The 26,631-nt window shown below is 57.7% G+C and carries 21 protein-coding genes; 12 read left to right on the top strand and 9 right to left on the bottom strand.

Annotation, left to right across the window (positions count from 1 at the left end):
- Positions 1-6: 6 nt before the first annotated feature.
- A complete protein-coding gene (mptB, locus tag CHU70_RS09975) occupies positions 7-1,746 on the bottom strand; it encodes a polyprenol phosphomannose-dependent alpha 1,6 mannosyltransferase MptB (protein ID WP_048734179.1) in 1,740 nt (579 codons plus the stop codon).
- Positions 1,747-1,931: 185 nt separating this feature from the next.
- Between mptB and CHU70_RS09980 the strand changes: the two genes are divergently transcribed.
- The 7 genes from CHU70_RS09980 (at position 1,932) to CHU70_RS10010 (ending at position 8,382) form a co-directional block, all read left to right on the top strand.
- Complete coding sequence (locus tag CHU70_RS09980) at positions 1,932-2,630, top strand: metalloregulator ArsR/SmtB family transcription factor (protein WP_048734176.1); 699 nt, start codon at positions 1,932-1,934, stop codon at positions 2,628-2,630.
- Positions 2,627-4,093, top strand: a complete 1,467-nt coding sequence (gene sufB, locus CHU70_RS09985; RefSeq protein ID WP_016422750.1) for a Fe-S cluster assembly protein SufB — start codon at positions 2,627-2,629, stop codon at positions 4,091-4,093. The genes CHU70_RS09980 and sufB overlap by 4 nt, the downstream gene beginning before the upstream one ends.
- Positions 4,094-4,098: 5 nt before the next feature.
- The gene (gene sufD / locus CHU70_RS09990; RefSeq protein ID WP_048734172.1) at positions 4,099-5,289 is read left to right on the top strand and encodes a Fe-S cluster assembly protein SufD; all 1,191 of its coding nucleotides are present in this window, start codon (positions 4,099-4,101) and stop codon (positions 5,287-5,289) included.
- 92 nt (positions 5,290-5,381) lie between these two features.
- Positions 5,382-6,143: a Fe-S cluster assembly ATPase SufC gene (gene sufC, locus CHU70_RS09995; protein WP_049190726.1), complete on the top strand. Its 762-nt coding sequence runs from the start codon at positions 5,382-5,384 to the stop codon at positions 6,141-6,143.
- Positions 6,136-7,389, top strand: a complete 1,254-nt coding sequence (locus tag CHU70_RS10000) for a cysteine desulfurase (protein ID WP_147719039.1) — start codon at positions 6,136-6,138, stop codon at positions 7,387-7,389. Before sufC ends, CHU70_RS10000 begins: the two co-directional genes overlap by 8 nt.
- Positions 7,390-7,409: 20 nt before the next feature.
- The gene (sufU, locus tag CHU70_RS10005) at positions 7,410-7,925 is read left to right on the top strand and encodes a Fe-S cluster assembly sulfur transfer protein SufU (protein WP_016422754.1); all 516 of its coding nucleotides are present in this window, start codon (positions 7,410-7,412) and stop codon (positions 7,923-7,925) included.
- Positions 7,918-8,382, top strand: a complete 465-nt coding sequence (locus CHU70_RS10010) for a metal-sulfur cluster assembly factor (protein ID WP_016422755.1) — start codon at positions 7,918-7,920, stop codon at positions 8,380-8,382. Before sufU ends, CHU70_RS10010 begins: the two co-directional genes overlap by 8 nt.
- Positions 8,383-8,786: 404 nt before the next feature.
- Here CHU70_RS10010 and CHU70_RS10015 read toward each other — a convergent pair whose 3' ends face one another.
- Together CHU70_RS10015 and CHU70_RS10020 are read right to left on the bottom strand one after the other, a co-directional pair.
- Complete coding sequence (locus CHU70_RS10015; RefSeq protein ID WP_070429720.1) at positions 8,787-10,250, bottom strand: amino acid permease; 1,464 nt, start codon at positions 10,248-10,250, stop codon at positions 8,787-8,789.
- A 98-nt stretch (positions 10,251-10,348) separates the two neighbouring features.
- Positions 10,349-11,557, bottom strand: a complete 1,209-nt coding sequence (locus tag CHU70_RS10020; protein WP_147719038.1) for a lycopene cyclase family protein — start codon at positions 11,555-11,557, stop codon at positions 10,349-10,351.
- Positions 11,558-11,577: 20 nt separating this feature from the next.
- Here CHU70_RS10020 and CHU70_RS10025 point away from each other — a divergent pair, with 20 nt between their 5' ends.
- Complete coding sequence (locus CHU70_RS10025) at positions 11,578-13,209, top strand: ABC-F family ATP-binding cassette domain-containing protein (protein WP_038625400.1); 1,632 nt, start codon at positions 11,578-11,580, stop codon at positions 13,207-13,209.
- On the opposite strand, the gene CHU70_RS10030 is transcribed toward CHU70_RS10025, so the two are convergent.
- From CHU70_RS10030 to acnA, 6 genes are all read right to left on the bottom strand, one after another.
- The gene (locus CHU70_RS10030) at positions 13,206-13,964 is read right to left on the bottom strand and encodes a response regulator transcription factor (protein WP_224433497.1); all 759 of its coding nucleotides are present in this window, start codon (positions 13,962-13,964) and stop codon (positions 13,206-13,208) included. The genes CHU70_RS10025 and CHU70_RS10030 overlap by 4 nt on opposite strands.
- Positions 13,957-16,233 (bottom strand): sensor histidine kinase, encoded by a 2,277-nt coding sequence (locus CHU70_RS10035; RefSeq protein ID WP_147719037.1) that lies wholly within the window; start codon positions 16,231-16,233, stop codon positions 13,957-13,959. The genes CHU70_RS10030 and CHU70_RS10035 overlap by 8 nt, the downstream gene beginning before the upstream one ends.
- A gap of 45 nt (positions 16,234-16,278) precedes the next feature.
- A complete protein-coding gene (locus CHU70_RS10040) occupies positions 16,279-17,025 on the bottom strand; it encodes a glutamine amidotransferase (protein ID WP_080969614.1) in 747 nt (248 codons plus the stop codon).
- Between the two features lie 47 nt (positions 17,026-17,072).
- On the bottom strand, positions 17,073-17,822 hold the full coding sequence (locus CHU70_RS10045; protein WP_016422762.1) for a glutamine amidotransferase-related protein: 750 nt from the start codon (positions 17,820-17,822) through the stop codon (positions 17,073-17,075).
- 142 nt (positions 17,823-17,964) lie between these two features.
- A complete protein-coding gene (locus CHU70_RS10050; RefSeq protein WP_016422763.1) occupies positions 17,965-18,531 on the bottom strand; it encodes a TetR/AcrR family transcriptional regulator in 567 nt (188 codons plus the stop codon).
- Between the two features lie 222 nt (positions 18,532-18,753).
- On the bottom strand, positions 18,754-21,540 hold the full coding sequence (acnA, locus tag CHU70_RS10055) for an aconitate hydratase AcnA (protein WP_080971469.1): 2,787 nt from the start codon (positions 21,538-21,540) through the stop codon (positions 18,754-18,756).
- Between the two features lie 367 nt (positions 21,541-21,907).
- Here acnA and CHU70_RS10060 point away from each other — a divergent pair, with 367 nt between their 5' ends.
- The 4 genes from CHU70_RS10060 to CHU70_RS10075 all read left to right on the top strand — a co-directional run bounded on the left by CHU70_RS10060 (position 21,908) and on the right by CHU70_RS10075 (position 26,574).
- Positions 21,908-22,417 (top strand): DUF6676 family protein, encoded by a 510-nt coding sequence (locus tag CHU70_RS10060; RefSeq protein WP_016422765.1) that lies wholly within the window; start codon positions 21,908-21,910, stop codon positions 22,415-22,417.
- A 630-nt stretch (positions 22,418-23,047) separates the two neighbouring features.
- Positions 23,048-24,667, top strand: coding sequence for a DIP1281 family NlpC/P60 protein (locus tag CHU70_RS11470; protein ID WP_016422766.1), 1,620 nt, complete (start codon positions 23,048-23,050; stop codon positions 24,665-24,667).
- A 54-nt stretch (positions 24,668-24,721) separates the two neighbouring features.
- Entirely contained in the window at positions 24,722-25,726 is a 1,005-nt protein-coding gene (locus CHU70_RS10070) for a MoxR family ATPase (RefSeq protein ID WP_070567091.1), read from the top strand.
- A complete protein-coding gene (locus CHU70_RS10075) occupies positions 25,726-26,574 on the top strand; it encodes a DUF58 domain-containing protein (protein WP_070567087.1) in 849 nt (282 codons plus the stop codon). The genes CHU70_RS10070 and CHU70_RS10075 overlap by 1 nt, the downstream gene beginning before the upstream one ends.
- Positions 26,575-26,631 lie beyond the last annotated feature (57 nt).

The raw sequence follows: 26,631 nt of genomic DNA on the forward strand, positions 1-26,631 counted from the left end.
ACAGTTTTAATGAAGGCGAAATACCTTAGATCGCGTCGAGTACGCCAAGATGACGAACATGACTGCGACGAAGAATACCAACGCCAGTAGGTAAATCTGAGCGACGGTGCCCGGAGGCAACCCCAGGCCGCGTGGTAGTACTACAAAACTGAAAATTGCCGAGTACAGAACCACGGCAATGCGAAATTGTACCCGGTTGGCCCAAGCGGACAGGGGCACGATGGCCCATAGCAGGTACCAGGGGTGCACGACGGGGAAGAGGATTACTAGAGCGAACATCGCGAGGCCGTAGCCGCCGAGCGGGTGAATGCGCCCACGGAACGTCGCTAACAGCATGCGCAGGAGCCAGGCAGCCACCAGCACTACGCCAATGCCGCGGGTAAACAGCAAAGCACTGTCGCTGATATCGCCGAGCCCCAGAAGCCTGCCGAAGAAACCAGCGATGATCCCGAGCAGGGTAGTCAACGACATCCAACTGCGCACCGTTGCGGCGCCACCCTGCGCGGTGATCCAACCAAAGCCCAGACCAGTTCCTAAGGAAACAACGACTGCCGTGACGACGGTTATTGCGCCCGTCACTACCGCGGAAAGAGCAACGGCCTTCCAAGTGCTGCCAAACTTTCGGGCCAGCCACATGCCGGCAAAGCCGAGCGCCACGAAACCGGTGACTTTGACCATTCCGGCAAGGCTGATGAGCACGATACCGCCTGCATACAGCGCCCACGATCTACCTCGGCTTTGGTTCTCGTGTCCGATCGGTCCGGGTTCTGGCAGCTCATCGGGCACCATCGATTGCGCAGGGCCGTGGATAGCTCGCAGACACAGTTCGAGACCAACGAGCAGGAGAGCCAGCAGCAGGGCCTCATTGTGGATACCGCCCACCAGGTGCAGCAATACCAACGGATTGAGCGTGCCCAGCCAGAGGGTGAACTGAGAGCTAACGCCGCAGCGGCGACCAAGCTGCACCAGCGCCCAGGACACCACGAGAAGCGAAACAATGGCGACAAGTCGATGCAGAAAGACGGAAGCGATGACCCCGTCGCTGGTTATCTTGGCGATACCCCATGCCACTGCGAGGGCCGTGGGACCGTATGGGCTCGGCGAGTGCGACCAAATCAATGGCACCGATCGGGCAAGTGGGTCGTTGGCTCCCAATAGGTCAACAGGTCCTGCGAGGTAGGGATCCATACCCCGCTCCACAATTGCAGCCTGCGCCAAATAGGAATAGATATCCTGCGTAAACAGGGGAGCGGTAAACATCAAGGGCAATACCCATGCCGCGTAGGTGCGTATGAGCATCGGAGTAGTCACTGCGGTGACGCGAGTCCGCGCACCGGCCAGAACGAAAGCGCCGACACCCAACCAGGCTGTGACTAACATGCCAATGCCCACGAAGGTGACGATTGTCGTTGCCACCAACATTCGACCGAGGATTAGCCCAAGTGGTGTACCCCAAAACTCATTTCCAACCACCGGTGTCGCGCCTGCGCCAATCCCAGCGACCATAATAAAGATCGCACCGAGAGCACCCAGCCAACGCAGCCAGGTGAAGCGTCTGAGTTCGCGGTAATTGATGCGGTGTTGGAGCGGCTGTTCTGAGCCCTGGTGGAGGGTTGCCGACCTAGAACCGGCCAGACCAATTTTCGGAATGGCGTCACGCACCCCGAGAGCGTCGTCGAAGGCGGACGAGCGGCGCGGGGTAGGTCGGTTAGTTTTCACAAAGTCACATAGTAGACGATTCGACACGCCGAAAGGGCGTTCTAATCAGCGACGTTGCATTGATATTTAAATGCGTTGGACATTGTGGCCCAATTACGACACAATTATGTTGTCTAATACACCAGCGGCGCAAGTGGGATACTTGCCTCGCTGAGCCACCTAGACACCCATTATTATCCAGCAGTCCAATCGCAGGAGGTGACTCACCAGTCATGGCAGATCGGAAGCCGACAGTCAATGATGGTGATACGCGCAAGCGCATTCTCCAATTGCTTCTGGAACACAACCCGGCGTCCGCGACTTTTATCGCAGACACCCTGGGACTATCCGCTGCAGGCGTCCGCCGTCATATTGACATTCTGGTGGACGAAGGTCTTGCCGAAACCGCTCCGGCACCCAGCACCGGCCCCCGGGGCCGAGGCAGGCCAGCAAAGTCCTATCGCCTGACAGATCGGGGCCGCGCTAGATTCGGGCACGCTTACGACGATCTTGCCAGTGCAGCTCTGACCGCACTGCGCAAGGCCGGTGGTGAGCAGGCAGTTGCCCAGTTTGCCCGTCAGCGCATTGATGACATTCTGCTCGGCGTCACCCCAGTGGGGCAGGACGCAGAGAAGGAAGAGGTCGTAGAGGCCGTCGTCGATGCTTTCCGACGGGCCGGGTACGCGGCAACTATCAACCAGAACACTGGCGGCGTGCAAATTTGCCAGCACCATTGCCCAATTAGCCACGTAGCCTCCGAGTTTCCGGAGCTCTGCGCGGCGGAGCATGAAGCCGTTAGTAAATTATTAGGTCAGCACACCCAACCGTTGGCGACTATCGCTGATGGAAACGGTATCTGCACTACGAATATCCCACTCACTCCCGTAACAAAGACACTTACTGAATCGCCACAAGAAAGGAGCGGAGAATGACCCTCGCCCATGAGAACTCCACCGACGTGGCTGAATCCACGAAGGCTGCCACTCCGCAGACTGACGAAGAGATTATCGAGTCCATTGGTGCCTACCAGTTCGGTTGGCACGACCCGGATACCGCTGGCGCTTCCGCGAAGCGTGGCCTGTCTGAAGCGGTCGTTCGCGATATTTCGGCTAAGAAGAACGAGCCGGAGTGGATGCTTGAACGTCGCTTGAAGGCTTTGGAAATCTTCGACCGCAAGCCGCTGCCCACCTGGGGCGCGGATCTGTCGGGCATCGACTTCGACAACATTAAGTACTTCGTTCGCTCCACCGAGAAGCAGGCCCAGACCTGGGAAGACCTGCCGGAGGATATTAAGAACACCTACGACAAGCTCGGCATTCCGGAGGCTGAGAAGCAGCGCCTGGTCGCAGGTGTCGCCGCTCAGTACGAGTCTGAGGTTGTCTACCACCAGATTCGCGAGGATCTGGAGGCCCAGGGCGTTATCTTCCTGGACACCGACACCGCTCTCAAGGAGCACCCGGAGCTGTTTAAGGAGTACTTCGGCACCGTCATTCCGTCCGGTGACAACAAGTTCTCCGCTCTTAACACCGCAGTCTGGTCCGGCGGCTCCTTCATTTACGTGCCGAAGGGCGTCCACGTGGACATCCCGCTGCAGGCATACTTCCGTATCAACACGGAAAACATGGGACAGTTCGAGCGCACGCTCATTATTGTCGACGAAGATGCCTACGTGCACTACGTCGAGGGCTGTACCGCTCCGATTTACAAGTCCGACTCGCTGCACTCGGCTGTTGTGGAGATCATCGTGAAGAAGGGTGGCCGCTGCCGCTACACCACGATCCAGAACTGGTCGAACAACGTCTACAACCTGGTTACCAAGCGCACCAAGTGCGAAGAGGGCGCAACCATGGAGTGGATTGACGGCAACATCGGTTCCAAGGTCACCATGAAGTACCCGGCAGTGTGGATGACCGGTCCGCATGCCAAGGGCGAGGTGCTGTCCGTGGCTATGGCTGGCGAGGGCCAGTTCCAGGACACCGGCGCCAAGATGGTGCACATGGCTCCGCACACGAGCTCCAACATCGTGTCCAAGTCCGTGGCCCGCAACGGTGGCCGCGCTGCCTACCGCGGTCTGGTGCAGGTCAACAAGGGTGCCAAGCACTCGCACTCCAACGTCGAGTGTGACGCACTCCTGGTGGACACGATTTCACGTTCGGACACGTACCCATACGTGGATGTCCGCGAGGACGACGTCACCCTCGGCCACGAGGCAACGGTTTCCAAGGTCTCTGACGATCAGCTTTTCTACCTGATGAGTCGCGGCATCGAAGAAGAAGATGCAATGGCCATGGTCGTGCGCGGCTTTGTCGAGCCCATCGCCAAGGAGCTCCCGATGGAATACGCCCTCGAGCTCAACCGCCTCATTGAACTGCAGATGGAAGGTTCGGTCGGTTAATACCAATGACTACGACGATTAACAACGAAAACCAGGCTGCTCATAGCCGTCGCGTGCTGGCGAACAAGGGCGACGTTTTCTCATCCTTCAACGTGGAGGACTTCGCCGTGCCGCATGGCAAGGATGAAGAGTGGAAGTTCACGCCGCTGCGTAAGCTCCGCGGTCTCCACAACGGCACCGCAGCAGAGCCGGTTGCAGCCTCAATTTCGGTCGAGACTGCTGGTCAGGATGGCGTCGCTGTGGACGTCGTCAAGCGTGCCGACGAGCGTCTTGGTCGCGCCGGCGCCCCAACGGACCGCGTGGCAGCACAGGCGTACTCCAACTTCGACGATGCGCACATCGTGACCTTCGCGAAGAACTCGGTGTCCAAGGAGCCTGTCGTCATCGACATCGATGGTCCGGGCGAGGACAAGGTGTCCTACGGCCACATTGTCATTGACGTGCAGTCCCATGCCGAGGCCGTCTGCGTCATTAACTACCGAGGCAGTGGCACGTTCGCGGACAACATCGAGTTCGTAATCGGCGACGGCGCCAAGCTGGGCGTCGTGACCATGGTGAACTGGAACGAAGATGCCGTTCATGGTTCGGCGCACCACGTTCGTGTCGGCCGGGATGCTACGCTGCGCCACACTGTCGCAACGTTTGGCGGCGAGGTTGTCCGTATCGTTCCGCGCGTTGCTTTCACGGCACCCGGCGGCGACGTCGATCTGCTGGGCGTGTACTTCGCCGATGCCGGTCAGTACTTTGAAAACCGCATGCTGGTCGACCACGCTGTGCCGAACTGCCGCTCCAACGTGATGTACAAGGGCGCGCTGCAGGGCGAGCCGAATGTCGCTCATCGTGAGGCCCGCACCGCGTGGGTGGGAGACGTGCTCATTCGTGCAGAAGCTACTGGCACCGACACCTACGAGCTCAACCGCAACCTGCTGCTCACCGAGGGCGCGCGTGCCGACGCAGTTCCGAACCTGGAGATTGAAACCGGTGAGATTGCCGGTGCTGGTCACGCTGCCACCGTCGGCCGCTTCGACGAGGAACAGCTCTTCTACCTGCTCTCGCGTGGTATTCCGGAGCTGGCCGCTCGCCGTCTGGTGGTTCGCGGCTTCTTCAGCGAGGTCATCAACCTGATTCCGGTCGAGTCCGTTCGCGAGAAGCTTGAAAAGCTCGTTGACGAAGAGCTCAACACCGCTGGCTTCTAACCGCTTATCTTCTTTCTCACCCTTTCCGTCCTGTCACCCCGGAAGTGCCGGGGGACAGGCCACTTACACCGATTAAAGGAAAAGATTTCACTATGAGCACTTTGGAAATCCGTAACCTCCACGCGCAGGTGCTGCCGACCGACGAGTCCGCCGAGCCCAAGGAGATTTTGAAGGGCGTCAACCTGACGATTAAATCCGGCGAAACCCACGCTGTGATGGGGCCGAACGGCTCTGGTAAGTCCACCCTGAGCTACACCATCGCAGGTCACCCGCGTTACGAAGTCACCGAGGGCGAGATTCTCCTCGACGGCGAAAACGTGCTGGAGATGAGCGTCGACGAGCGTGCTCGCGCTGGCCTCTTCCTGGCAATGCAGTACCCGGTCGAGGTCACCGGCGTGTCCATGTCCAACTTCCTGCGCTCTGCAGCGACCGCTGTCCGTGGCGAGGCACCGAAGCTGCGTCACTGGGTCAAGGAGGTCCGTGAGGCAATGGCTGACCTGGAGATCGATTCGTCGTTCTCCGAGCGCTCCGTCAACGAGGGCTTCTCCGGTGGCGAGAAGAAGCGTCACGAGATTCTGCAGCTCGACCTGCTGAAGCCGAAGTTCGCCATCCTGGACGAGACCGACTCCGGCCTGGACGTCGACGCTCTGCGCGTTGTCTCTGACGGCATTAACCGCTACCAGGACGAAAACGACGGCGGCATTCTGATCATTACTCACTACCAGCGCATCCTGAACTACGTGAAGCCGGACTTCGTCCACGTCTTCCACGATGGTCGCTTCATCACCTCCGGTGGCCCGGAGCTTGCAGACGAGCTGGAAGAGCACGGCTACGAGAAGTACATCAATGCCTAACGCCGAACTACTCACCCCATCACTCCGCGAGGACTTTCCGATTCTGTCGCGCACTGTCCGTGACGGAAAGCGGCTGGTCTACCTGGACTCCGGAGCGACCTCGCAGCGCCCCAAGCAAGTCATCGATGCTGAGGTGGAGTTCCTAACCCACCACAATGCACCGGTGCACCGCGGTGCCTACGAGATTGCTGAGGAGGCCACGGACGCCTACGAAGATGCCCGCGAAGCCATCGCTGGCTTCATCGGCGCCGACTATGACGAGCTGGTCTTCACCAAGAACGCCACCGAAGCGTTGAACACAGTGGCATTCGTGCTTGGCGACGACCGCGCAGGTCAGTACCAGGTCGGCGAAGGTGACGAGATTGTCGTCACCGAGCTGGAGCATCACGCGAACTTGGTGCCGTGGCAGGAGCTGGCTCGCCGCACCGGTGCGACACTGCGTTGGTATGGCGTGACTGAAGACGGCCGCATTGATATGGACTCGCTGGAGCTCAGCGAGAAGACCAAAGTTGTGGCCTTTACCCATCAGTCAAACGTCACCGGTGCAGTAACCGATGTGAAGGAAATGGTGCGCCGTGCTCGCGAGGTCGGAGCGCTGGTAGTCCTCGATGCCTGCCAGTCGGTGCCGCATATGCCTGTCGACGTCAAGGAGCTCGATGTGGACTTCCTGGCGTTCTCCGGCCACAAGATGCTCGGCCCCAACGGGGTCGGCGCGCTCTACGGTCGCCGGGAACTGCTCGAGGCACTGCCGCCGTTCCTCACTGGTGGCTCGATGATTGAGGTCGTCACCATGGAGAAGACCACCTTCGCGGCGCCTCCGCAGCGCTTCGAGGCGGGTACCATGATGACCTCCCAGGTCGTCGGCCTGGGGGCTGCGGTGAAGTACCTGGATGCCATCGGTATGGATAAGGTAGCTGCTCATGAGCACCACCTGACCGCGCTCGCACTGGAGAAGCTGCAGGAAATTGATGGCGTGACCATCATCGGTCCGACTACTCCAGAACAGCGTGGCTCTGCAGTCTCCTTCAAGGTCGAGGGCATTCACCCGCACGATCTTGGCCAGGTTTTAGACGACCAGGGCGTGTGCATCCGCGTCGGTCACCATTGCGCGTGGCCAATTCACCAAATCCTCAACGCCCAGTCGACCGCCCGGGCATCCTTCTACATCTACAACACGGAAGAGGACGTTCAGGCGCTTGCCGACGCAGTGCGCCATGCACAGAAGTTCTTCGGTGTCACCCCGTAACTTTAAGAAAGGAGAAGGACATGAAGCTCGAGCAGATGTACCAGGAAGTTATCCTGGATCACTACAAGCATCCGCAGCATGCGGGTTTGCGGGAGCCTTTCAATACGGAAGTGCATCACGTCAACCCGTCGTGTGGCGATGAACTCACGCTTCGCGTCACTCTGAACGACGACCTCACCGTCGTCAATGACGTCTCCTATGACGCCGTGGGCTGTTCTATCTCGCAAGCCTCTACCTCAGTTATGGCTGAGGAGATTGTCGGCAAGACTGTCGACGAGGCCATGGCCAAGCTTGCCGAGTTCGAGAAGATGGTCACCTCCCGAGGCAAGATTGAGGGCGATGAGGACATTATCGGCGATGGGATTGCCTTCGCTGGAGTTTCTAAGTACCCCGCCCGCGTGAAGTGCGCACTTCTCGGATGGAAAGCTTTCCAGGCCGCAACCGCTGAGGCCCTGGCCAACGCTGCTGAAGGCAACGGCGTTGGTACCGCGACTGTAACCGTTACCAATGACGAGGAAGGCCATCGCCATGACTGAACCAATCGCTAATGACGCCACCTCGCCCGCACAGCCTGATGCTGTCGACGAGGACACCATGACTACTGGTGCTCCCATTGATGAGGGGGATGCGTACGAGTCCATCACCGTCCCGCCGGCACCGGAGCAGACCGAAGCCGATAACAAGCTGGCCATCCAGGTTGAAGAGGCAATGTACGAGGTTGTTGATCCGGAACTCGGAGTCAACGTCGTGGACCTGGGCCTGGTATATGACATCTGGATTGAAGAAGGCGACATTGCCGCTATCTTCATGACACTCACGTCCCCGGCCTGCCCGCTGACCGATATGCTCACCGACCAGACTGCCTCCGAGGTTATGAAGGTCGAGGGTATCCGCGACTTCCGCCTCAACTGGGTCTGGTCTCCGGCATGGGGCCCACACATGATCACTGAGGACGGCCGCGAGCAGATGCGCGCTCTCGGCTTCTCGGTCTAGATGATCAGTGACAGCGGTGATTAGAGAACCGCTACGTTAAAAGTGCTTGGCGACGAGCTCCTGGCTCGTTCAGCTAGGCACTTTTTCGTTTGTTTATGAGTTGCTGACTGCGTTTATGGCCGGGATCGGTAGGGCGATGCGAGTTACTGACTGCATTTATGTCAAAAATGGCTCAAAAAATGGCCTGAACGCGTCATAAACTTGCACAGTTTCACATCTGCAGCCCGTATTCACACGAGCATCCCCGCAATTTTTTCAAGCTGTCCGACTCGGAGTTAAAAACGACCCCACCTGGCACTGAAAAGTGCCAAGCGGGGTCGCTATTGTCTTCGACTGCTAATCCAAGTTGTGAGAGTTAGATGCGAGATGCATAGCTACTCGCATCTATTCACAGCCCTTCGCAGCTATTCGCGAGTCATGTCTGCGGTGGCCGGGTCAACGAGCTTGGAGCCCGTGACCTTCTTATGGATGAACCACAGCAGGACGAATACCGGAATACCCAGGTACGGAGTGAGGATAGCAAAGATATTCTCGCCAGTACGGATCGGATCAAGTGCCTGTCCTGCCACCACAAAGAAGCACATAATCAGTGCCAGCACAGCACCGGCGGGGAAAAAGTTCGCCTTGTAGGGAAGCGAATCCAACGGGATATTTTGGGCTTTCAGACACTTGCGGAAGCGGTAGTGGCTGAAAGAGATACCAAACCAGGTGATAAAGCCCGCGAGCGCAGACAGCGTCAGCAAGAAGGTGTACGCCACACCATCGCCTACCAATGAGGTAATGAAGCCAGCCATACCGATGACAGCGGTGGCAATCAGAGCGCGCAGCGGAACGCCATGCCCAGAAAGCTTGCCAAAGTAACGCGGAGCGTGTCCCTGACGGGCCAGGGAAAACAGCATACGAGTGGACACATACATACCGGAGTTACCCGCGGACAACACCGAAGTCAGAATGACAGCGTTCATCAGGCCAGCGGCAATCGCGATACCTGCGCGTTCAAAGACCAGGGTGAACGGTGAAATGGAAATATTGTCCTCGGCGGCATTCAGAAGATTCGGGTCCGTGTACGCAATAAGGAAACCAATAACAGCGATGGCACCGATGTAGAACAGCAAGATACGCCAGAAGATAGTGCGAATCGCGCGGGGAATCGTGCGCTCAGGATCTTCAGCCTCACCTGCTGCTACACCAACCATCTCGGTGCCCTGGAAGGAATAGCCAGCTACGACGAAAACGGCCAGCAGTCCCATTCCGCCATTGACGAATGGGGCGTCGCCCGTGGTCCAGTTTTCGAAGCCGGGGGAGGCCCCACCCAAGATGCCGAAAATCATGCCGACACCAAGAACGAGGAAGACGATGACGGTAATGACCTTGATGGTCGCAAACCAAAACTCACCCTCGCCGAATGCACGTGCGGACAGGGCATTCAGCCCGAATAGAATCGCGAGGAAGAGCGCGGACCAGATGATTGAAGGCACATCCGGGAACCAATAGCGCATCACCAGCGCAGCAGCGACGAGCTCTGCGGCCACAGTAATCGCCCAGTTAAACCAGTAGTTCCAGCCCATGGCAAAGCCGAAGGATTCTGAGACGTATCGGCGACCGTACTCCTGGAAGGAACCGGGCACCGGCAGGTAAGCGGCCATCTCGCCGAGAGACTGCATAACCAGCCACACCATGATGCCGATAAGAGCGTAAGCGATAAGCGCACCGCCTGGACCGGCCTGCGAAATGGTCGCACCGGAGGCAACAAACAGGCCCGTACCAATGGCACCACCAATGGCAATCATGTTCAGGTGGCGAGCTCTCAGCCTGCGCTGAAGCTTATGGTTTTGTGAGGAAGTCTCCTCAGATTGCGTCGAAGTCATTCATTTATCATAAGCGTTTGTACTCCGGTGAATGCAAAAACCACACCGCTTTAATTGTTGGTATCACCCCACAAATCGGCTGATGTATATGCTCCCGGTCAACGAGTTCTCCATCTCCCAGGTCCCCGCACAAACCCAGCGATGAGCTTTCCGCACGTACGCGGACTCATTTTCAGCAAAGGCACGGCCACTTTCGCCATAGCGCGAAGCGTCGTCAGTGGGGATGTCCCTATCAAATAGGCAAAAACGTCCTTCTCCGGCAACGAAAAGAACGCCCGGAAAAACGTACCCGTCTGTCGTGCATCGAACCCCAGCAACGCCGCGAGCCCACGTTCGCGTAGCCATCGCTGCAATCGCATGCTTAACGACGTCCCCAGCGTCCGGCTTCCCTTCTTTTCCATATCGGCCAAGAAGCGGTCGACATCTTCGATAACCGAACCCACCGAGTAACCAGTGGCAGGATGCATCCAACCACCAGCAAAGCCGAAGAGAGTGCCCATGGATGGTCCACTGTGCGTCACGTCACCGCGGCGAGAGGGAAGGTTTGCCAGTAGGGGAAAGGACACCACTTCTTCGTCGATGGCCAGATCTTCCGAAAGCCCCAGGGACTTCAACCGTACACTTTGGCGTCTACGCAACAGCGCTAGAAGTACGGAGTCATCGGCCTCACCGCCGCTGCCGACTGGCGCACCGGCTTCGCCACGATACCCGTCAACCATAGGAGTCGGAGTAGCGAGGATAGTCTCTTCAATGAGGAAGGTCCTGTCATCCAAGAAAATGCGATAGGAGAAACTAGCCGGCTCTGTCGCTGGGGCAACCGGTTCGGCCGGAGTGAAGTCCATGAGGACTGCGCGGCGGTGGGCGCTGGGGACGTCGTCAAGCGAAAAGATGTGCCCGATGGCGAGCTGCCGTACCTGCCCACCTCGCCCGACTGCGGCGTGCGTGCGCCCGGTGGTGACAATTGTGATGTCAGTACCCGTGGTTTCGGAATCGGTGAGCGCGCGGCGTTCGATGTGGAAACCGCCCAGTTTTTGCAGGCAGTCCTTGTTAACAACGCCGTAGTTGCGGGCGAGCTGACGTTCGGTGCCGTCGGCAAGAATGACGCTGGGTTGAAAAGTGGCGGCAAGGAAGTCGCTGGGCAACCAGTCGGGGAGTTGGTCGCACCAGAGACCAATCGTCGAGGGCAGTGTGCCACCGGCTGGGTCATAAGCGGTGACATCCCAGCCGCGAGCGGATGCACGGTGGGCGGCGATTCTTCCGGCGGGCCCGAGGCCGACGACGGAGGCGGTCACGGGAAATGAAGTCATAACTGGTAGGCTACTCGTTCGTGATTGTGACCCATGACCTTGAAGTCCGAGTCGGCGCCCGTACCCTGCTCACTGCTCCGGGTGAGCAGCTGCGCGTCCAGCCGGGAGACCGGATTGGACTCGTCGGGCGAAATGGTGCTGGCAAAACGACGACTATGCGTATTCTCTCCGGTGAAACTGAACCCTATGGCGGTTCAGTAGTGCGCTCTGGCTCGATTGGTTACCTGCCACAGGACTCGCGCGAGGGCAACATCGACATCTCCGCCCGCGACCGTGTGCTGTCGGCGCGAGGTCTTGACCAAATCCGCCGCAGCATGGATCGCCAACAGGAGATCATGGAGACCGCGACCACTGACACGAAACGCGATGCGGCGATTCGGAAGTTTTCGCGTCTCGAGGAGCGCTACCACGACCTCGGCGGCTACGAGGCGAACGCCGAGGCAGCCCGCATTTGCGACGCGCTGGGGTTGCCGGAGCGCGTACTCGACCAGCCGCTGAAGACGCTTTCGGGTGGTCAGCGCCGCCGCGTCGAGCTTGCTCAGATTCTCTTCGCCGCTACCGAAGGCTCGGGCAAGTCCGCCACGACGCTGCTTCTCGACGAGCCGACGAACCACCTCGATGCGGATTCGATTACCTGGCTGCGCGAATTCCTCAGTAAGCATGAGGGCGGCTTGATCATGATTTCGCACGATGTCGAGCTGCTCGAGGCCGTGTGTAACAAAGTCTGGTTCCTCGATGCGGTGCGCGCCGAAGCTGATGTGTACAACATGGGCTGGAAGAACTACCTGTCGGCACGCGCGACCGATGAGGCTCGACGTCGCCGTGAATTCGCTAACGCGGAGAAGAAGGCCAGCGCACTGCGCAAGCAGGCCGAGAAGCTAGGCGCGAAGGCGACGAAGGCTCGTGCGGCCAAGCAGATGGTGGCTCGTGCTGAGCGCATGATGGACAGTCTCGACGAGGTCCGCGTCGAGGATAAAGTCGCCCACATTTCCTTCCCAGAGCCGGCCCCCTGTGGCAAGACTCCGCTCAACGCCACGGGACTGACCAAGATGTATGGCTCGTTGGAGGTCTTCGCCGGTGTTGATCTTGCGATTGACAAGGGTTCCCGCGTGGTTGTCCTCGGCTTCAATGGTGCTGGTAAGACGACGCTGCTGAAGCTACTCGCCGGTGTGGAGCGCACCGATGGCGAAGGCGGCATTGTCTCCGGCCACGGCCTGCGCATCGGCTACTTCGCCCAGGAGCACGACACGATTGATCCGGACAAGACTGTCTGGGAAAACACCGTCTACGCCTGCCCTGACGTCAACGAGCCGGAGCTGCGGAGCCTGCTCGGTGCCTTTATGTTCTCCGGCGACAAGCTGCAGCAGCCAGCGGGAACCCTCTCCGGTGGTGAGAAGACGCGTCTGGCGCTGGCGACGCTGGTTAGCTCCCGCGCAAACGTCCTGCTTCTCGACGAGCCCACTAACAACCTCGACCCGCAGTCCCGCGAACAGGTTCTCGATGCACTTCGCACTTACACCGGGGCCGTCGTTCTGGTTACCCACGATCCAGGTGCGGTCAAGGCGCTAGAGCCCGAGCGCGTCATCGTGCTTCCCGACGGCACCGAAGACCTCTGGAGCGACGACTACATGGAAATCGTCGAGCTGGCTTAAGACGGATCCATTGGCCCTGGCAGGTAACCGTCCTGCTGAGCGAGCCTATACATCTCCGACTTGTTAAGGCTGTTCTCGGCCCGGCCAGCTGCCGCATACTTGGCTCGAATACGACCCAAGTAGTCCAACACGGTGTTCGGTGTCAGCCCTGTCATCGACGCGACTCGCTTCGTCGACTCACCGGAGGCGTAAAGCTCCAGTACCTCACGCTGGCGTTCTGACAAATCGACAGAGTCGAGCAGGGGATCAGAGTCAACTACCGATGCCCATTCTGTAGTCAGCGCACCCTTGCCAAGTGCCGCCAGCCGTACTGCAGACACGATTGTCTCCGGGGTTTCCGATTTTTGCACAACCCCCATCACTCCGGTACGCACTGCCTTTCGGACAAGGTATGGGCTTTCAGCTGACGAGAGGATGAGCACGTGATCGGTAACCAATTCCAGCGACAGAACGTTCTGCGCTGGATCTGAATTATCCGCCAGCCGTAGATCCAGCACGACCACATCCAGGCGGTCATCGGTGCCCACATCGGCCAGTAGCTCCGGCACAGTTTGATAACAGCCGACGAGCTCAAAGTCTGGCTCTGCAGAAAGCAGGGTTTCGAGCCCCTGCAGAGTCAAGGCATGATCATCAATCGCAGCAACGCGAAGCAAACGATCCGACTGCACGCTGTAATCTCCGATGTTGTCGGAGTCAATTGCAGCCGAGACGTCGATGGAAGCATTGCTCATTCCCGCAATATTCTCCCTAGTCACGTGACATCACTATCCTCTCACCGGCTTCATCAAACCTTTGCACTCCATTGTCATCAGAAATAGATGCAAATGCACGTCTGCCCGGGGGCAATAGGCGAATTGTTACCGATCCTTCTTCGGCGTTATCGATTGCTTCGAGGAAGTTCGGCATCAACTTGGCCACCGCGAAATCGTCGTCGACAAGCGGAATACGGCGCACATCGGTGCTATCGGAAACGGCCTGCGTGTGATTGCGGTCATCGAGGAGCCGGACATGAACACCTCTTGCGCGGGCATCCCAAACAGCTTGGTGAAGGGACCCAACATTTAGATGCGGCGAACGTAGGACGTCTCGGAGAAGCTGCTCTGTAAGCCGCGCACGCAACTGCAGTCGCGGGGTCGGTTCTTCCAAAACTGCAGCGGCGCTAAAAATGGGGCCGACCCGGCGCTGCAGCCATTCGTAGTTACTCTGGCTGCTAATTTCGTACTCTTTTGCGGCCCCGGCAGCGTACAGCGCACGATTATAATCCTGAATAGACTGCGGAACGGTGCGCATAAAAAAGCGGACCATGATGGACGTCAAAATTCCCGCGACCAACATCACGGAGCGAACTAACAGGTCAACTCCAGAGATACTGATGTGGGTCGTATCCGAGGGGGCAAAGGGGAAGAACTTGAGAAGCTCCACCATGATCGCGCCACCGAGCACTGAATTCAGCGCAACCCAGGGGCGGCCGCGGATGGCGAGCAATGCAGATGCAAAAGAAATTAAGCTAAAGTGCCAGAAATACGACCATTCCAAATTATTTGGAATGGGCTGGTAGAGCCCCACCACAGCTAATACAACGATCGCGACACCAGTTACGATTGCACGGGCTAACGGCAATTGTGAATGGCGGCCATACATAATCAGCCCGAGAAGGCCGATCGCTAATGCCAGACTGATTTGCCCGGCCGCGGTAAATAATTGTCCATTACTGACTAGAACCATGAACAACACGCCGACGATCGCGCCGTAGAACTGCCAGGAAAAAACAATTGACATTCCCATGAGGTCATACAGCGATGTCGTGTGAGCGGAGGAATCGACTACATCTTCCTCTTCCACAGGAGAGGTATTACCGTGCCATTTGAGAATAACCTGAGTACCTTTCCCAGGCTTTGAGTTAACGAGAGCATCTCCACCGCGAAGGGCCTCCATTCGCCCTTTAACGCTCAACCGGATACCTGCACGATGCGGGTCAATTCCCTCGGGGTCGAACCCGGTGCCATCGTCACGAAAATCAATGGACACCTCTCCCGAGGCAACACGAATGTGGCATTTCTTTTCCGCTGCGGCACCTGCGTGACGCTTGGCATTATTTGCCACCTCGGTTGCGGCTAATAGGAACGTGTTAGCAACTTCTCCTGGCAGCCGAACTGGACCGCCTTCTTCGCTGGTGTCTAGCGTTACCGAAATGTCGGGGCTCACCGACATCAATTGCGCCCGTACAGCCTCAGCAAAAGTTCTACCGCTTACTGTTTGCCGAGGCGAGAAAAACAGCCCAGTCTGCTCGTCTAGCGAGAAGTCAATCTTAGAGCCCTTACCGATTGCAGACAGTGCGGCCAATACATAGTCATGGACATAGGCGTTGAAGCTGCTCATCGCCTCGCCGCGGACACGCATACGCTCCGCTCTCTCATTGACCTTCCGAGAGTTCTCGTAGGTGAAGTCAATAAGCCTTGCGACGGGTTGTGCAGAGCCTGCAATAATCACAAATGGAAAAGTGTTGATGAGATTGAAACCAACATCCGACAACATGTCGAGCCAAAAAGTGTGTCCCAGCAACCACGAATTAATGACCGCAATAAGTCCGGGAACAAATACCATCACGGACAAACTGATGTGGAGTGGCACTGTCAGAGCAAATGCAGCGAGGGCTAAACCTGAAAATGGGCTATACCAGAGCGCATTTCCAACGAGGTTATGAGGGAGATCCCAATAGGTTGAAACCAACATCAGGAAAACCAACATGATGTACATCGGCACACGCAGTGCGGTAATAAGGCCTCGCCGCGTATTATTAATCACAGCCCAAATCAGCAACATATCGCTGAGAATGAATATGAGCAGTGATGCAAAAGGGAACCAGTGGCTCAGAAAGTTTTCAAAGGGGACAGAACGAACAGCCGATTCAACCTGCCACAAAAAGCCGGTGACGGCAATAATAATCGCGCCGGATCGCAGCACAGACATTTCAATTGATGGTGACTGTCCGGCAAGTGCCGAATCGGGATTCCACCTCTCCATGCGACAATCACATTCCTTTTGCTTATTGCCACTAGATAAAACTAATTAGTCTCTACATGCGGTATGGAGCCGAGCGAAATTCTGAAGAATACGCCCACTTCGAGCAACATCCAACTGTCGCGCGGCCGACACCGCTTTAAGATCTGTTCCTGGTAAATAGTAGCCCTCATTTGCGTAAATCTGGAGACGCTGGGCAAATGTGTTGGCATCTAATTCCGGGTGAAACTGCGTCGCATATGCATTGCGGCCCAACCGAAACATCTGTACGGGGCAGTCCTTACCAGTTGCCAACAACGTAGCGTCGCCAGGCAGTTCTTCGATGGCCTCCTTGTGGCCGACGATGGCGTGAAAGTGGGCCGGTAAACCATCAAGAATTGGATCTGATTCGCCATCTGGAGTTGCAGCTACTTCGATTACAGCTGCCTGCTCCCCGTGCTTGCGGGAGACACGGCCATGGCCAGCAGTACCGAGCAGGCCGACGCCATAACAAGCTCCGAAGAAGGGGAAGTCTCGTTCGAGCACTTCTGCCAACAAATCCTCGAACCAGGTCTCGACTTCCTTCTGTAGATAGCTCTTATCGTCATCAGAGGCGTTAAAGGGTCCTCCGCCAACGATTACGCCCGAGTAGTTATCTAGATTCAGATTCCCCGGACGAGACTGTTCCAGGCGAATTTGATGCAACTTTGCCGGCGCCAATGCACACCTCCTGGCAAATGAGAGATGTTCAGCGTGAGCTGCGGCATCTTCGCCGCGTGTGGAAAGCAAGAGGAAGGGCTTGGCGGAGGTAGACATTTGCGGGAACAAATTTCGTGAAAAAGGGAGCTAGAGGGGGACGGAGACTACTGCACCACTAGCAGGCTCGGATTGGCTGCATGCGTACATACGTGCATAAATCGGGGGATGATTGACGAGACGGCCTGGAGGTCCACATCAGATACCTTTAGTCGAATCGCGTCGACTTCCAACGGGTCAAAGTAACCGACGTCGGTGTAGAAAGACATTCTGCGGAGCAGTCCGTTAGCATTCATCTCCGGATGAAATTGGGTAACCCAGTTATTCGATCCGATCGAGTACATCTGCACCGGACAGGTTGGACCTGTGGCAAGCAAAGTTGCGTGATTGGGAAGTTCCGCAACGGATTCCTTGTGGCCAGTCAACGCATAAAAAACCGGAGGCAACACCGAAGCTATTGGATCTTGAGTGGCGGCTTCGGTGAGCTCTACCCGGGTAGAACCCGCTACTTCGCCGTGGCGCAGGTTAACCAAACCACCCGAAGTAAAGGCTGTGTAGCTAGCGCCGTAGCAGATAAGCAGTGCGGGGACAGGACTCCTAAGTACGTCGTAAAGCACATCGTGCGAATACTTCTGCAAACCCGAATGCTCAAGGTCGGTGATGTTAAATGGGCTGCCTCCGACAAATACGCCGTCATAGGAGGTCAGGTCGGGCAACTTAGCGCCGACAGCGTCGATGGTAAACAGATCCAACTGGCTGGGCTCAAGCCCGGTGGAATCCAGAAAGTCCTGGTACTCGGCTTGCCCCGCACCATCTGCGGGGCGGAGCGCCACCAACAAAAACTTACCCACACTCATAAATAGACAGCTTAGTCCATATTGAGTGAAATCTATGCATCTTCACCGGTCAAACGGGGTAAATGCACGGCAGAAAGCCGAAACCCGCTCCCGTATTAGGGGAGCGGGTGGTACGTAACGCTATCAGGCCTAGCCTGAGTGGCTAGTCCTTGCGCCGTAAGCTGTCTTCAACTAAATCAAGCACGGAATCCAATTCGTCGACAGTGCGACCAGATGCCAGACGAACGATGATGCCATCGAGCATCAGCTCGAGAAAAAGCTGCATCGTGCGAACCGAATAATCCGACCGTAGGGAGCCGGATGAGGATGTCTGGGTCAATCGGTGGGCAACAGCGTCATCCAATTGATCCTGATGGCCCAACCATTGGCCCTTAAACTCCGGATCGCTGCGAAGGCGACGGGCAATCTCAAGGCGAGTTCCCAGCCAGCCATGCTTGTCTGGGTTCGCCACGATGTCACGCATTACTTCCACTAAGCCGGAAGCCTCCGCGACTTCCGCCATATTTGCGGCATCTTCTTCGGCCAATGCTAAGAACAGACCTTCTTTGGATCCGAAGTGATGGAAAATAGCACCGCGAGACTTACCGGTAGCGGACTCCAGACGAGAGACCGTTGCGCCGTCGTAGCCGAATTCTGCAAAGCACTGCCGAGCGCCGTCGAGAATTTCGTGCCGCCGTTGAGCTAAATCCTGGTTACTCACTTTTGGCATAAGGAAACTCTTTTCTTGCCGGCGACGCCCAGGGACATGTTTCACTGCATGACGTGGCAGCGCCATTCCTATACTTCCCAAGCCTCATTTTGGTTGGGGTAGAGAAACCCGAGGCCGGCAGGGCGCTAGCCCGTGGGGTATGAATCCGCGGGCTAGCGCTACCTACCGGCCTCTAGAAGCGCTGCTTGTAACAAGCCCTAGCGCGCACGAGTCAAAGGGAAACTAGTTGCCCTTGATCATGTTGCGCAGGACGTACTGCAGAATACCGCCGTGGCGGTAGTAGTCAGCCTCACCAGGGGTATCGATGCGGACCACAGCGTCGAAGTCGAAGGACTCGCCGTTTTCCTTGGTAACCGTAACCTTGACGGTCTTCGGGATGGAGCCGTTGTTCAGCTCCTCCAGACCAGCGATGTCGAAGGTCTCAGTGCCATCGATGCCCAGGGACTTCCAGGACTCACCCTCCGGGAACTGCAGCGGAACAACGCCCATGCCGATGAGGTTCGAGCGGTGGATACGCTCGAAGGACTCAGCGATAACAGCCTTGACGCCCAGCAGCAGGGTGCCCTTAGCTGCCCAGTCACGGGAGGAACCGGTGCCGTATTCCTTACCACCAACGACGACCAGCGGAGTGCCAGCCTCCTTGTAGTTCATGGCAGCGTCGTAGATGAAGGCCTGCGGGCCACCCTCCTGGGTGAAGTCGCGGGTGTAGCCACCGGTAACACCGTCAAGCAGCTGGTTCTGCAGGCGGATGTTAGCGAAGGTGCCGCGCACCATGACCTCGTGGTTACCACGACGGGAACCCAGGGAGTTGTAGTCCTTGCGCTCAACGCCCATGGAGTCGAGGTACTGAGCAGCCGGGGTGCCCGGCTTAATGGAGGAAGCCGGGGAGATGTGGTCGGTGGTCACCGAGTCACCCAGGGCAGCAAGGACGCGAGCGCCCTTGATGTCGGAAACCGGTGCCGGCTCCATTTCCATCTCGTCGAAGTACGGTGCCTTGCGGATGTAGGAGGACTTGTCGTCCCAAGCGAAGGTCTTGCCCTCCGGGGTCGGCAGGTTCTGCCAGCGCTCGTCACCAGCGAAGACATCCTTGTAGTCCTCGTCGTACAGCTCGGAAGAGATGGAGGCCTCGATGGTTGCTTCGATCTCTTCGGTGGACGGCCAAATGTCGCGCAGGAAGACATCGTTGCCCTCTGCGTCCTGACCCAGGGCGTCGGTTTCAAAGTCGAAGTCCATGGTACCGGCGATCGAGTAGGCGATAACCAGGATCGGGGAGGCCAGGTAGTTCATCTTCACGTCAGGGGAGATGCGGCCTTCGAAGTTACGGTTACCGGACAGAACCGCGGTAGCAGCCAGGTCGGCCTCGTTGATGGCGGAGGAAATCTCAGCCGGCAGCGGACCGGAGTTACCGATACAGGTTGCACAACCGAAGCCGGACAGGTAGAAGCCCAGAGCCTCGAGGTCCTTCCACAGGTCAGCACGCTTGAAGTAGCCGTTAACAACCTGGGAGCCCGGAGCACAAATGGTCTTGACCCACGGCTTAGCCTGCAGACCCTTCTCGACTGCCTTGCGTGCCAACAGACCAGCACCAATCATGACCGACGGGTTGGAGGTGTTGGTACAAGAGGTGATGGAAGCGATAGCGACCATACCGTGGTCGAGCGTGTACTCGCCGCCCTTCGGGGAAGTGACGGTAATCGGGGAGCTCGGGCGACCTTCAGCGCCGTTAGCGGCGGACTCGCCGTGGCCCTCGCGGGACTCGTTGTAGTCTGCGGCCAGCTCGGAGGTCGGTGCGGAAGCCTTGACAGCGCCCTTAATCTCGCCGTCGGAGTAGTTGTGCAGGTCCTTGCGGAACTGCTCCTTGGCGGAAGCCAACTCGATGCGGTCCTGCGGGCGCTTCGGGCCAGCGATGGACGGAACGACGGTGGACAGGTCCAGCTCGAGGTACTCGGAGTACTCAGCCTCCGGAGTGTTCTCGTCCAACCACATGCCCTGAGCCTTGGCGTAAGCCTCGACGCGCTCCAGGGTCTCCTTGTCACGGCCAGTCAGGGCCAGGTACTTGACGGTCTCATCGTCGATCGGGAAGATTGCGGCGGTGGAACCGAACTCTGGCGACATGTTACCGATGGTCGCACGGTTGGCCAGCGGCAGCTTGGAGACGCCAGCGCCGTAGAACTCTACGAACTTGCCGACGACGCCGTGCTGGCGCAGCATATCGGTGACGGTGAGCACAACGTCGGTTGCGGTAACACCCGGCTGAATGTCGCCAGTCAGCTTGAAGCCAACGACGCGCGGAATGAGCATGGAGATTGGCTGGCCAAGCATTGCGGCCTCAGCCTCAATACCACCGACACCCCAGCCCAGGATGCCCAGGCCGTTCTGCATGGTCGTGTGAGAGTCAGTACCAACACAGGTGTCCGGGTATGCCAGGCCGTTGTTCTCGAAGACGACGCGAGCCAGGTACTCGATGTTGACCTGGTGGACAATACCGGTTCCCGGAGGAACAACGCGGAAGTTGGAGAATGCGCCAGTACCCCAACGGAGGAACTTGTAGCGCTCATCATTGCGCTGGTACTCAATTTCGACGTTCTTAGCCAGAGCGTCTTCGCTACCGAAGGCCTCGATGATGACCGAGTGGTCGATGACCATCTCTGCCGGGTTCAGCGGGTTAACCTGATCCGGGTCGCCGCCGAGAGTCTTAACAGCCTCACGCATGGTAGCCAGGTCAACAACACAGGCGACGCCGGTGAAGTCCTGCATAATAACGCGAGCAGGGGTGAACTGAATCTCGATCGACGGATCAGCCGAAGGAACCCAGTTGGCGACAGCCTTGATGTGCTCCTCAGTGATGTTGGCGCCATCTTCGTTGCGCAGCAGGTTCTCACCGAGAACCTTCAACGAGTAAGGCAGCTTCTCCATACCCGGCACGGCGTCAAGAGCGAAGTAGTCATAAGACTTGTCTCCGACCTCAAGCTTGCGCAGGGCGTTGAAAGAGTTCTTGCTTTCAGCCACAGTCAGCTCCATTTCTATTCGGGTGAATTGTCGCCTTAACTGAAGAGTCCGGCACTCGAATTTCGGCTCTCCACAAGGCATAGGTGCGATCACGCCGCCCCTTATCAACCAATTAAAGCAATAATCACGACGCGGGGCACACGAGCCCACACACACGTTTTTAAGGAAGCGTTACCGTCCTTGCATTAACAATAACAGTACGAACGTTCTGTATGTAGATTGCTCGCGGCGCGCCGAGTCACGCTACCCCCGTTCACATCCAGAGCAGGCCATTATAGATAGGACAAACGAAGCAGCATCTCCGCCAAATTGGGGCGCGTGGAAACCATTCTCACGCAAAACAGGAGCACGATACGGAAGGCAGTTAATGCATACGCCAGCAGATTCACAGGCAGCGAAAGAAACCGTCGAAAAGGCGGTCGCTCAGCTACGCACCGACAACATCGTGACAAATAACCCACAGCTCCGAGAAGCAGTCCAGCCAATTGTCGACGATGCAGCAAATCGGGGGGTGCCCAATTTCAATATCATCTACCTAGATAGCGAGAAGATTTACCCCGTCGCCGAACAAAAGAACACCGACATCTTTTCCTTTGCCCGCCAAGTAGCGGACCAAGTCGGCGGCACCACTGTCGTGCGCACACCGGGCAATGTGGCCACCGCATCTGCCGATTTCCCCCGCGCAGCCATTGAACGCGCCGACCACGCAATGATGGAGACTCCACGAGACTATCCGGCGGGTCTCGATGCCTATTTGCACGAGCTCACTAACTACGTCGTTCCGTGGACTCTTTACAGCCTCATCGCAGGCGTCGTTATCGTCGCACTCTTCGTCGGACTGACGTTCTACTGGCTACGCACACGCCCAACCGCCTAAGAGTTCGCTTTACGACGGACGCTGAAGCTAACGGTCTCACTGAATACATTCACCGTCCCCGGTTTTCCACCCCCAGGCGAAAGACAGGGCAAATGCCCCAAAAACTGGTAGCAGTAGAGAAATCAGCCACTATCTGAATTGGATAACACTGTTGCAGCCACCGTAACCGTGTCAACGATTTTCACAAAGGTCAAGCATTAAAGCTTGACCTTTTCTTATGTCCGGCACCCCAGGTAAAGGCCTACGACACTCCGGCACGCCGATAAGTCATCTAATAGTGACATAATTCACATAGAAACCTAGGGCTCACCATAACCGCAGGCCACGACATATAACGAAACGGTCACAAAGTGGGGGACAGTTGGTAATTTTGTTACTTATGTTTTTTTAGAGCTTTTTGACCCGTAAAGTGCTTCGTGATGCCAATAGTGGACTCAAGGGTCCAGTATTGACCGAAGAAAACTCGCGGGAGCGCCGCTGTTGCTTTTGGTTCTGGTTTCGGTTCGACGTTTTTCGAAGTTCCACTCAAGACCTGGAGGCAACAACAGGAAGATATCCAACGATGGGGAAGTCGCTGGTGTCGATTCTGAGGCGTGAACGCACCCATAGGAGAAATGTAGGAGTAACGCGGTGCCGAGTAATCGCAAAGTCCGTGCATCATATTGGACTCGTCCAATTGCCGGTATTATCACGGCGGGTCTTCTGGCGACGAACACTCAGGTCGCAGCTGCACAACCACTAAATCCGAGCGACGCCCAGATCCGTCAAGCGCGCGAGGCGGCCTCTAACGCCGAGTCGTACTTGCAGTCCCTGGTCGCCGAGGTAACTTCCAGCGAGCGCCGGGTATCTGACCTCGAGCTACGCATGGGCACTCTCCGCGAGGATGTCAACAAGGCCATGGTAGACCTTGAGAACGCTCGAGATGCCGCTAACCGTGCGCGCGAGGCGGTCGACGAGGCACGGATCCAACTCGACCGTTCCCGCGCTGAGCTCGCTAGTGCCCAGAAGCAGTTCGACGAGCTAGCACGCACCATCATGCGCCAGGGACGTTCCAGCGGCTCGATTCTCGAGGGTGCGCGAGATGCATCCGAGGCTATTAACCGCCTGTCCGCTTTGCGTCGCGAAGCTGATCGTCAAGAGCAGACCGTTGACTCTCTGGATAAGAATCGAACCGAGGCTGCTAACCAAGAGTCCACGCTTCGCAAGAAGAGTGACGAGGCTCAGCAGGCGGAAGCCACCGCAAACCAGCGAAACACCGATGCTCAGAACGCGTACTCCGAGGCAAACGAGGAGCTTCAAAAGGAGCAAGCTGATTACCAGCAGGCTCAGGTCGATCGCGATGCCGCAAAGGCATCTTTGGATGCAGCCCGAAACGCGGTCAACGAGCTGAACTCCCAGCGCCAGAATTATGAGAACGAGCAGGCCCGCAAGGAAGCGGAAGACGCCGCTGCCAAGAAGGCCGCTGAGGAAGCCGCAGCTAAGACTCGCGCCGAGGCGCAGTCGAACCAGACTGATGAGGATTCCTCTTCTGAGTCCACAGATGAAAGCTCTAGCACCACTGGTTCTACGGGCTCGACTGATTCCACTAGCTCTACCGACTCGACTGGTTCTACGGCCTCCACTGGCTCTGACAGCTCCACCGGCTCCACTGGCTCTAGCAGCTCCACCGGCTCCACCAGTTCCTCTGAGACGACCGAATCTTCGGACTCCTCTGAGTCCACCGAGACTTCGGAATCGTCTAGCACCGGCAGCTCGTCGTCAAGCGGCACCCCGGCACAGACTGTGGCGCCAACGAATCCGGAGACCGGTCAGAGCACCTCGGGTTCTTCCAGCCAGAAGGTTGAGACTGTCATCGCACGTGCGATGGGGCAGCTCGGTGTCCCATACGCATGGGGTGGCGGCAACGCCAACGGCCCGACCAAGGGCATCCGCGACGGCGGAGTAGCTGACTCCCACGGCGACTACAACAAGATTGGTTTCGACTGCTCGGGCCTGACTCTGTACGCCTACGCCGCTGTCGGCATTGACCTGCCTCACTACACCGGCTACCAGTACCAGCGCGGAAAGCACTACCCGGCATCTCAGATGAAGCGTGGTGACCTGCTGTTCTGGGGCCCGAATGGTCATGGCCACGTCGCTATCTACCTGGGCGATGGCAAGATGATTGAGGCACCGCAGTCCGGTTCTGTGGTTAAGATCTCGCCAGTCCGTTATAACGGAATGACACCGAACGTTGTCCGCCTCGTCTAGTTTCTAACGACGTGTTCTACAGGTCGGGCGACCGACCTAAAGAAGGGTTTCTCTGTGACCTACCCAACGCCCACTGACCACACGGACCTCGAGCGCGCATACGCGGAGCTGGGGAAGATTGTGGTTGGCCAGGAGCACCTGATTAAGCAGCTCTTCATCGCGATGCTCGCAGGAGGTCATGTCCTGCTCGAAGGTGTTCCGGGTGTTGCGAAAACTCTGGCAGTGTCTACTTTTGCCACAGTGATGGGTGGGTCCTACTCCCGCATCCAGTTCACTCCGGATTTGGTGCCATCAGATATTGTCGGCACCCGGATTTTCCGCCAGGACACCTCGGAGTTCATTGTCGAGCCCGGCCCGGTCATGTCAAATATCGTGCTCGCTGATGAAATCAACCGCGCACCGGCGAAGGTGCAGTCGGCTCTGCTGGAAGTCATGGCAGAGCACCAGGTGTCCATCGCAGGGGAGTCCACGCCAGTACCGGAGCCGTTTTTGGTTCTGGCCACGCAAAACCCAATCGAAAACCAGGGTGTCTACCCACTGCCGGAGGCCCAGCGGGACCGTTTCCTATTTAAGGTCCTCGTGGGTTACCCCACTCCGGCGGAAGAGCGGGAGATTGTCTACCGCATGGGAGCCACCCCTCCAGTCGCGCAGCAGATTCTCACCCCAGAGAGTGTTCGGGAACTGCAGCGCGCTACCCGCGAAGTCTTTGTCCACCACACACTGATTGACTACATCGTGGCCGTCATCGAACTCACCCGCAATCCGATGCGGGCGGAGTTGAAGGATGTCGACCGCTGGCTTTCCTATGGCGCATCACCGCGTGCAACTCTTGGTGCTGTCGCGGCTGCCCGCGCCCACGCGCTGTTTTCCGGTCGCGACTATGTCGTGCCGGACGATGTGGTTTCCGTGCTTCCCGACGTGCTGCGTCATCGCTTGGTCCTGTCCTATGAGGGCCTGGCCGATGGCGTTACTCCCGAACGGATTATTGACATCGTGTTGTCTCACGTGCGCCTTCCCCAAGGCGCGAGCACTGGCTCCGATGAGGGCACTGCCTCCTAATGTCAGCTCGTGAAGACGATCTTCCACGCGTCCTGGCGTACTTAGAGCTAACTGTTACGCGTAAGCTCAACGGACTTTTGCGCGGCAGCTTTCTCTCCACCGCTACTGGAGATGGCTCTGAGCCGGTTGGCTCCCGCGAATATGTCATCGGCGATGATGTTCGCCAGATGAACTGGGCAGTGACAGCCCGTACTGGAGTGCCGCATGTTCGCACCTCCGAGGCCGAGCGCGAGCTGGAGTGCTGGATTGTCGCCGAACCCGCCGCACGTCTGTCCACGGGCTTGGCCGATACCACCAAACGACATCTGCTCACCGCCGCTGCCGGCGCTGTAACGATGCTTAACGACGCCCCGGGGTCCCGAACTGGATTAATCGCCGGCGGCACTCCAGTGCCCGCGGGCCAGGGCCGTGCCCACAGCTTGATGCTGCTCAAGCAGTTGGCTGACGCGACTGCTGAGCATAACCTCGCAGCGGATATTGACACAGTAATGACTCAGGCTCCGCGCGCTGGGCTGTTGGTTGTCATCTCGGATTTCCTTGGATCACTCGATTGGGCGCGCCCGCTGCGCGTTGCCTCGGCCTCGACAGAGATTATGGCGATTCGCCTGGTAGATCCAGCCGATGAAGCCTTACCCGGCGAAGGCCCGGTGGTCATGGCGGATTCAGCAACCGGCGAGACCATTGAACTCAACATCAACGACAAGACCCGCGCCGAGTATGCGGCTCAGGCTCGTGCCCACCACGAACGTGTAATCAATGAACTGCGCAAATGCCGTGCTCGCGTTATTACCTTGCGTACGGATTCCGATTGGGTACTGGATTTTGCTCGACAAATTGGCCAACATTAGCGTCTGAGTAACCGTTTGTTAGTGCTATCTTTTTTGGGCCACCGACTAACCGGCTAT

Origin of the sequence: Corynebacterium sp. LK10, assembly GCF_008042455.1 — a bacterium.
GTDB lineage: Bacteria > Actinomycetota > Actinomycetes > Mycobacteriales > Mycobacteriaceae > Corynebacterium > Corynebacterium jeikeium_D.